Source organism: Ulvibacter litoralis (assembly GCF_900102055.1).
In the GTDB taxonomy this organism is placed as follows: domain Bacteria; phylum Bacteroidota; class Bacteroidia; order Flavobacteriales; family Flavobacteriaceae; genus Ulvibacter; species Ulvibacter litoralis.
This window is the reverse complement of record NZ_FNBA01000015.1, coordinates 1-8,550: the sequence shown is the minus strand read 5'-3', so window position 1 is coordinate 8,550 and position 8,550 is coordinate 1. Positions and strand designations below refer to the sequence as shown.

The 8,550-nt window shown below is 32.1% G+C and carries 10 protein-coding genes; all 10 read right to left on the bottom strand.

Going from position 1 to position 8,550, the window contains the following annotated elements; translation table 11 throughout:
• Positions 1–249 precede the first annotated feature (249 nt).
• Positions 250–588, bottom strand: coding sequence for a hypothetical protein (locus tag BLQ00_RS16760; RefSeq protein WP_093145473.1), 339 nt, complete (start codon positions 586–588; stop codon positions 250–252).
• Between the two features lie 8 nt (positions 589–596).
• The gene (locus BLQ00_RS16755) at positions 597–863 is read right to left on the bottom strand and encodes a hypothetical protein (RefSeq protein ID WP_139149448.1); all 267 of its coding nucleotides are present in this window, start codon (positions 861–863) and stop codon (positions 597–599) included.
• Positions 864–1,021: 158 nt separating this feature from the next.
• On the bottom strand, positions 1,022–1,903 hold the full coding sequence (locus BLQ00_RS16750) for a carboxymuconolactone decarboxylase family protein (RefSeq protein WP_175445486.1): 882 nt from the start codon (positions 1,901–1,903) through the stop codon (positions 1,022–1,024).
• A 61-nt stretch (positions 1,904–1,964) separates the two neighbouring features.
• On the bottom strand, positions 1,965–2,777 hold the full coding sequence (locus tag BLQ00_RS16745; RefSeq protein ID WP_093145471.1) for an AraC family transcriptional regulator: 813 nt from the start codon (positions 2,775–2,777) through the stop codon (positions 1,965–1,967).
• 241 nt (positions 2,778–3,018) lie between these two features.
• A complete protein-coding gene (locus BLQ00_RS16740; protein ID WP_093145470.1) occupies positions 3,019–3,972 on the bottom strand; it encodes a Fic family protein in 954 nt (317 codons plus the stop codon).
• Positions 3,973–4,232: 260 nt separating this feature from the next.
• A complete protein-coding gene (locus BLQ00_RS16735) occupies positions 4,233–5,156 on the bottom strand; it encodes a hypothetical protein (RefSeq protein WP_342342056.1) in 924 nt (307 codons plus the stop codon).
• The gene (locus BLQ00_RS16730; RefSeq protein ID WP_093145468.1) at positions 5,120–5,821 is read right to left on the bottom strand and encodes a hypothetical protein; all 702 of its coding nucleotides are present in this window, start codon (positions 5,819–5,821) and stop codon (positions 5,120–5,122) included. Before BLQ00_RS16730 ends, BLQ00_RS16735 begins: the two co-directional genes overlap by 37 nt.
• A 270-nt stretch (positions 5,822–6,091) precedes the next feature.
• Positions 6,092–6,634 carry a hypothetical protein gene (locus tag BLQ00_RS16725; protein ID WP_093145467.1) on the bottom strand — a complete coding sequence of 181 codons (543 nt, stop codon included), beginning with the start codon at positions 6,632–6,634 and terminating at the stop codon, positions 6,092–6,094.
• Between the two features lie 218 nt (positions 6,635–6,852).
• The gene (locus tag BLQ00_RS16720; protein WP_093145466.1) at positions 6,853–7,494 is read right to left on the bottom strand and encodes a hypothetical protein; all 642 of its coding nucleotides are present in this window, start codon (positions 7,492–7,494) and stop codon (positions 6,853–6,855) included.
• Positions 7,495–7,740: 246 nt separating this feature from the next.
• On the bottom strand, positions 7,741–8,430 hold the full coding sequence (locus BLQ00_RS16715) for a hypothetical protein (RefSeq protein WP_093145465.1): 690 nt from the start codon (positions 8,428–8,430) through the stop codon (positions 7,741–7,743).
• Positions 8,431–8,550 lie beyond the last annotated feature (120 nt).

The window sequence follows — 8,550 nt, the reverse complement described above, 5'->3', positions numbered from 1 at the left end:
TTTGTAGGAAGTTTTTCGGCAGGGTTGTTTTTTGTCTTTCATTAGGTATAGTACTAAAAGGTTTAATTTTTAGTCAACCTATTTCAGGAAAGTACGCGGTTTTACATTGTTGGCAACGGTTATGTATAAGAATAGTGCGGTTTTGTGTACGAGGATTTTCCGAAGGAAAATCAGACGTAACAAAAGTGCACTAACCTTTGATTAAGCAACTAATTTAGCATTATTTTTATACAATGTTGGCAACTGGCTTTATTCCGTAATTGCCTGTTCTTTATATAATTTGACAAATTCCTTTGCGTCTTTCATCGACTCTGGATATTTTGCATAATTCTGATATTCCGCAACTTTTCCAGTTCTTTTGTCAATTGATTCAATTTCTCTAATATGGTAATATCTAAATCCATTTTCTACCAAAAATTTCACAACATCCCACTTTTTAATATCGGTTTGTTTTGGTGGTTGAAACAAATGATATAATTCAGTCATTGGTTTTTCACATTGAGGACAAATCGAGATATGAACTTTTTCTAAATCGGCAGGTCTATTAAATGCTTTTCTGCAATCTAAACATACTTTTTTATATCCCATTTTTTAGCCTAATGTTCGTTCCAATGTTTTTTAAATTCTTGCTCCGTAATTTCGAAATTAGAGAATTCATCTAAATCCAATTTTTGGTCTCCAAGTCCGCCATATTCATCTTCCAATTTCTTCTGGTCATATTTCAATGCTTTTCCGTTTTCATAAACCTCCATTTGTTTTGTCGGCAGTCCAGAATTTTCGGTTTCAAAATACCATATCGATTTCCCCCAATTATCAAATTCATCTCCACGGGTTTCTTCCCAATTTCGTTTGTAGTACTTCATTTTCTTGGTCTGTTCAGCTTGTTGCCAACGTGTTTGTATATGGTTTGTTGCGTGGTTAAGCAACTAAGTTAACAAATAAAAACCGAATAGAAAATCCGCGAGGATTTTAGTAAGTAGGCTAGAACCAAGCAATAAATTATATACAGTGTTGTAAGCAGTTATTTATCCGAATTTCTGTTGTTTATAACTTCTTTTAATACGTTCATTCCGTTTATTGCGGAAGGGAAACCCGAATAAATAGTCATTAGCAACATTATTTCTTTGATTTCAGTTTCGGTAAGTCCAATGTTAAATCCTGCATTTATATGAAATTTTAGTTGTGATTCTGCTGTTCCTAAAGCGGTTAATGCTGAAATTGTTGCGATTTGTCTGTATTTGTTATCTAAATTGTCTCTTGAAAAAATGTCCGCATATCCATATTCAAGTACGAATTGAACCAATTCAGGCGAAAATTCGTTATAGGCGAGTTTTAGTTTTTCGACCTGTGTGCTGTCCAATTTAGATAATTCCAATTCTCCAGTTTTAAGTCTATCCGCAATTAGTGTATTTGAAAAATCTCCAATAGTGTCTTTAATTCCTTGCATTTCTCTTTCGTTCAAAACTTCTTTTAATGAATTCATTGCGTTTATACAACTTGGAAATCCAGAGTAAACTGACATTTGAAGGATTACTTCTTTTAATTCATTTATAGTACTTCCTGTGTTTAAAGCTCCATTTATATGAACTTTCAATTGTGGTTGAGCGTTTCCCATAGCTGTAAGAGCAGATACAACTGCAATTTCCTTTGATTTTAGGTCAAGTCCTTCTCTTATATAAATATCTCCAAAAGCATATTCAATAATAAAAGTTCCTAATTCGGGCGAAATATCTTTTAGACTTTCAATTACTTTTTCTCCAGCTTCTCCGTCAATTTCTTTCAATTTGTCCCATCCTTTTTTGAATCTTTCAGTTTTTATAGTGTCCATTGTAGTTTGTTTTTCAATTTGTCCATATCCTTTAGTTACAATAAATAGGATGGTTAAAAATATTATATGTTTCATTTTGTTTTAATACAAAATTAGATGAAATGGACAAGGTAGTTATAGGACTTTTTACGAGTAATCAGGTACTTTTGAATTCGGAAGGCGAAATATTAGTCTTTTGTTTGAAAATACGTGAAAAATAAGAACTGTCTTTAAACCCTAAACCAAATGCGATTTCCTTTACTGACAAATTTGTGAAATATAAAAGTCGTTTTGCCTCGGTTATCTTTTTCTCCAAAATAATGTTCTTCGGATTTTGTCCATAACTATCTTTGCAGATTTCATTAAGTTTTTCCACCGTTAAATGAAGGCGGTCAGCGTAGTCTTTTACGGTAAGGTTTTTTGAAATTGTATCAGCAACCAATTTCGAGAATTTCAGTATGGTTGTTGGTTTTGTCTTTTTGTTGAACTCTAAATCTCTTGCCATTCTGGTTAAGTGAAGAAGTAAATAATTGATTCCGGAAATAATCGATTTCTCTCCCAAATTATCATTCAGTTTCGATTCCTCGATTAAATTTTCAAATAATGGTTTTAGAAGTTGTATGTTTTTTTGTTTCAGGTCAAAAAATGCAATATTCATTAATTCTAAAGGTAATTCCTTTGTGAAATGTTTAGCGAATACTAAAATGTAACCTTTAGATTCTTTTGAATATGACCAATTATGAACCTGTTTGGGATGCATAAAAAAAAGTCGGTTCGGTTTGATTTCATATTCCTCGAAGTCGATAACATTTATTCCTGAACTTTTAGTAAACCAAACAAGTGAATAAAAATCGTGTCTGTGTGGCCAATCTACATTTGGGTTCTCTGTATTTTCAAATGTTCCAACATAAAAAGGTTGTTCTTTTGGATTAGAAGTTATAATTTCTGATATGGAATATTCGGTTAGCAAGATGTTCGTTTTTAATTGCTTACAACGGGTTTGTATAATAATTGTAGCGTTTGGCGCAGCGCGATGCTGGCAGCGGCGACGAGTTCAAACTACACTTCTTAGTTCCAATTATTCAGAGCTGCGTGAGACTCAGAAAGGCAAGCGAGTTCGAACTTTCAGAAACCAATATAGTTAAATATTTGCAATCAATTTACTTCTAGTTACCTCAAGAGCTATGATTAGTATACGTTGTTGTGCCCAGTTATTTTAAACGATAGATTGTTTTATTTTTCTCTCCTATTTTTTTAAATAAACCTAATTCAGCTCCTTTCTTTAAATCTCTACTTGCAGTCGCTGAAGAAATGTCTTTGAATATATCCATATAATCTTTTCTTGTAAATTCAGTTTTATTTAGTGAAGCATAATATTCTAATCTATCTTTTTCATTTAAAGTACGATTATTAAAATCTAATAATTGACTTATTGAAATGTCTATTACGTTGAGCATATATTCAATAAACTTAGTTGATTTTCCTGATTTATCACTTTCGGCCAAGGCTTTATAATATTTTTCTTGGTCGTTGCTAATTAACGTTTCAAAGGGTAGAAACTCAAAGATTGGATATTTTTCCATTAAAATTAAAGTTTGCCATAATCTTCCCATTCTACCATTTCCATCCAAAAATGGATGTATAAATTCCATTTCGTAATGGAAAACACAACTTTTAATTAATTCAATTTCATCAGACTTTTTCAAATATTCAAAAAGGTCTTTCATTAAGTATGGTACATTTTCATAAGGTGGTGCTAAATGCTCTACTATAGAGCCTTTTACAATTCCTACACTTTGATTTCTATATTTTCCAGAGTTTTCAATTAGACCTTCCATTAAGTTTTGATGTGCTTTTAAAAAGGATTTTTCATTAGAAGGTTTGTAATCTTCTAAATTTTCATAGATTTTGATTGCATTTAAAACTTCAATCACATCTTTTTTAGGCCCAATAACTCTTTTGTTCTCAAGAAGTGCTGTTATTTGTTCCTCTGTAAGTGTGTTTCCTTCTATTTTTAAAGAAGAATGAATAGTTTTGATTCTATTCTGTTTTCTCAATTTCGGTGAAGGCTTGTTTAATAAATTAGCATTTACTTCTCCTATTTTTTCTGAAATAGAAGTTATTAATTTTAAAATAGAAGATGTTATTTCGTAAGGTGGTTTCATTTTTGATACTATCATTTGATACTATCAAAAATACAATTATTTAAACAAAATTATATTATGAAACGCAATTTTTTAATTGGGCACAACGCCTGAGCTAAGCGTAGTGCGGAGGCAAGGAAACTTTTCGTTTCCGTCTGCGTACGAAGCTAAAGCTTATTGTTTAGTTTTATTTTTTCTATTCTAAAGCTAAATCCATAAGATTTAGCGACTTCATAAATATACACAGACCTTTCGATTTTGCCCTAAAGTCCGCATTACGTTTAGGTTTTGTTGTGTGTAGTTTTTTTTATTTCATATTCAAATTGTAGAACTCTCAAATTCCATAAAGTCAAAGTTTGTGTTGCAGTAATTCTTTCGTTTTCACTTCTTACCACTAGGTTGTCTTTAAATGATTTTATGAATTTAGTCCATAATTGTCCTTTTGAATCTTTCAGCAAAAAGTAAAATCCGCTATCACCAATTTGTTTCCCTGAAGATTCTAAGATAAGCTCACCATTTTTTCCAACACTAGGAGCTAAAATAACGGTTGCATTTCCATTGGGCAAAGGGAAGACTGCTTTTATACATGTCTTTCCAGATGGGATAGTGCATGTTTCATAAACACCTGAATAAACGACTTGACCTGTTGATTTAAATGCTCTAAACCAAATTGTCCGTTTGACTTCATTTGTTCTAGAATCGAGTAGTTGGATAATTTCACTTGTCAATGCATTAGAATCTTCTACGCTTTTAATGGGGACATTTAGTTGTTCTATTCTTTTACTGAAAATCACTCTTAGTAAAATACCGAACCCTTTAAAGAATGGATTCCATTTTACGTTTAATTCAAGGTCGTAATTAGAAGTGTTTTGATAAAAGTCAACTACATTTTGCGACAGAGCGTTTAATTCGTTTTGAGATAGATTTAGTTGGTCGATTGATTGAATTAATCCCTTGTCATTTTTCTCGTTGTCAATAGTCAAATGTTCTTTTTCCGCTAATTGTTTTATAAATTTTTGACCAATACCATCTGTGTTGCCAAAAGGACCTAAAAGCCATTTGTGTTCTGTAAAATCGATTTTTTTCCCAAAAAGAATGACCCATTTCTGAGTAATCCAATCTTGAAGGCTTTGTTTTTTGCGTGCTATCCCCATTTTTTCTGGAATTCTTAAGTGTTGGGAATAAAGTTTGATTGTCCTTTCCACTCACCAAACTCGGCCACAGGTTTAAATCTTAATGTGGTGAACTCAAAATGAAAGTCCTTTCTTTCTCTTTCTTTCATTGCAGCGGAATGTCTTTTAGGTTTTTCGACAGCACTATGTCCATGAACCATATTAGTCATTTCTTTTTCTGTTTTCCAAATTGAAAAAGTTGAGACTGTATTTGGGAATTTAACTGATGCTAATGAAAGTGTGGTTCCTGGATGGTCTCTTACTAGCTTTTCAACAGGCCTTCCCCAATGGATAAATCTCGGGACTGCAAAAGGCTTCATTCTTGCTATAGTTACAGCGACTACTGGCGAATTTGGACTTTCCAATTTGTCCTTTTGGGCTGGTATTTTGAATCCACTAAATTTCCCCCATTCTCTAATAAAAGACAAACGCACGTGCCAACCTTTTGCTAGAATTCTTCCAAAACTGTCTTGTTCCAAATAATTTTCTAGCGCAATTTCATTTTCCCATTGCATAAAAATGGCAGATTTTCCTATTAAAACTCTAGAGGGAGAAAAGATTGGAGAGCCTAAGGTCATCGCAGTCATGTATTCCGAGTGAATGAGACCTTTAGTGTTTTTAGAAATTGGACTTGAGAATATTCTTTTTATCGAATCAAAAATGGGAAGTTCGACTAGATGATAAGAGAATATGTTCACTTTGAGTTTGATTGAATTAATATTTCAGGACGGGTCAAAATTACACACAACGGGTTTGTATAACGATTGTTGCGTTTGGCGCAGCGCGCTGAGGGCAGCAGCGACAAGTTCTTCATTCACTTCTTAGTTCCAAATTATTTAGAGCTGCGTGAGACTCAGAAGGGCAAGCGTAACGTTATTATTCAGTAACCAATATAGCTAAATATTTGTAGAAATTATCAAGTAATTCCCGCAAGAGCAATAATTGTTATACGTTGTTGCCAACAGTTTTTATCGGTTGAATAAAGTTAAATAGTGAATCGCAAAAATCAATCTGTAGTTTTTATCAGATAGGTCAACATCTTTTATTCGATATGAAAATTCAGAAGCTACTGAAGGATTTATATCGTGAGCTGAAGAAAATTTGTCGGCATAATTCTCAATAAAATCAGTCGATTCCCCAATGTGTTTTAAATAAACTAAATATTCGCTTTCTGCATCAATATTATATTTACCCGAATTGCCAAGCGATTTATCATATCTCCACCAAATTTTAGGAAACACGCTTAAGTCCATTACTTGGACTCCTAATTTGTCCATTCCGTTCAATATTGGAATTGTATAATTTTCTGTGTCTTTTAAATAATTTTTATAATTTTCCTCAACTGAACCTGCTTTATATTCGGAAGCAAGTATTGAATCAAATTCCGAAACCATCCAATTCAGTTCTTTGACTTCTGAATCAGTAAATATTTTGTTCGGATTTTCAATTTCGGCTCGTTGTTCACAAGCTGATAAAATTGTTATAAATATGAATAGAATCGTTTTTTTCAAAATTGTTGGCAACGAGTTTGTATAAGATTTGTGGCGCGTGGCGCAGCGTGCGGCTTGAAGCGGCGAAACCGACCAACATTTTCTTTATTCCAAATTAATTGAGCCGCGTGCGAATCAGCAAGGCAAGCTTCTCAGAACTTTCGGAATTACAATTTACAATTATTTGTTTAAATTATTCAATCATTTCTAAAGTGAGCCATAAATTCTTATACGTTGTTCTAAGCAGTTTTTTTTCGGTTTCGAATGATTAAAACTACTATTAATCCGATTATTCCCAATATTACGATGATCTCAATTTTAAAGAGTTTTATCATCTTCAAAAACGAGGAATCACCTGTAATTTGCTCAGCCCCTTTTTTCTCTACTAACAATATTGATTTGAAAAAATAATCCGATTCTACAGATCCGTCTTTAGCATCATTTATACAATAGAACATAAATAAATTATCTTCTAATAAGTAAAGTTCGGCAGAGTAAAGAGGAATATTATTCTCATCTAACAAAATGTATTTTAGACCTTGATATCCGTTTCTTACAATATCAGTTTTCGTTTCGATACTGTTTGGAAAACTTTTGGCTATCTGAAATATTGCATCGTTGTACAATTCCGTAAGTTCAGTTTTATTTGATGGTAGTATAAATTGTTCAACTTTTGATTTACTCCCAACATAATTGATTCCGTTGAACTTCGCTGATAATTCATATATTTTTATTCCGTTATCTATTGAATCAAATAAATTCGCGTTTTGAGATGGTAATTGAAATTCGGCCAGAGAATCTAATTTGTAACCGCGCCACTCACTATTTTGGGAAAATGATTGAGATGAAATAAATATTAGAATCCAGTAAATATTTCTCAAGATTGGTTTTTTTTAAAATTGCTTAGAACGGGTTTGTATAATAATTGTAGCGCTTGGCGCAGTGTGCGGCTTGAAGCGGCGACACCTTTTCGGTTCCTTATTTAGTTCCAATTATTCGGAGCTGCGTGAGACTCAGAAGAACAAGCGTTACGTATTGTTCCGATGACTAAAATAGTAATTTTAAAGTACTAAACATTTTGTAATTATGGAAAAGCTATGATTATTTTGCGGTGTTGTGCGCAGTTTTTACCACTGAGTTTCTGTAAATTGATTTGTCAGTAGTAAATTATTAATTCGTTTTCTTATCTTTTTTCTTAGTTTATTTGTTGTTAGTAATTCATATCTCCAAATTTTTTCCTTGATCCATTTTTCCCCTGATTTTTTAAATTCAGTCATTCTCGAAACAATACCATTTTTATATTCGAATATGGTTTTGTATTCTTCGTTCACATCAGAATTGTATTTTTCTTGGATTTTAATCAAATTATCATTTTCATTATAAATATACTTTAGTTCGTTATAAGGAATAGATTGTTGCTTTGGAAATAATCTAGATGCATAAACAATTTTATTTTTTGAGTATATTTTTTTTGTCAGATAATCAGTTTTCTTTTCAAAAATTGTGTCTCCAACTTTGTGTGTTTTTATATTACTTATTCTTCTCGAATTATTATGCTCTGAAGAAATAAAATGACCATTTTCAAAATTATATTCAGTTGTTTCTCTTACAATTATTGTGTCCGAAATATGAGCAGAAGAGTAATCAAATCGAATTACTTTATTAGCTTTTTTGTTTATTTCATATTTAACCTTGCGATAATCAGTTTGGAGAGTGTCCTTGTAAAATTTTTGAACAACAATGATTTTATTCTTTTCAGATTGTGCAATTGTATTTAATGTAAAAAGTAATATTATAATGCTTAATACTCTTTTCATTTCAGTTGTTTCTTAAATTGCGCCCAACGGGTTTGTATAATAATTGTAGCGCTTGGCGCAGTGTGCGGCTTGAAGCGGCGACACCTTTTCGGTTCCTTATTTAATTCCAATTATTCGGAG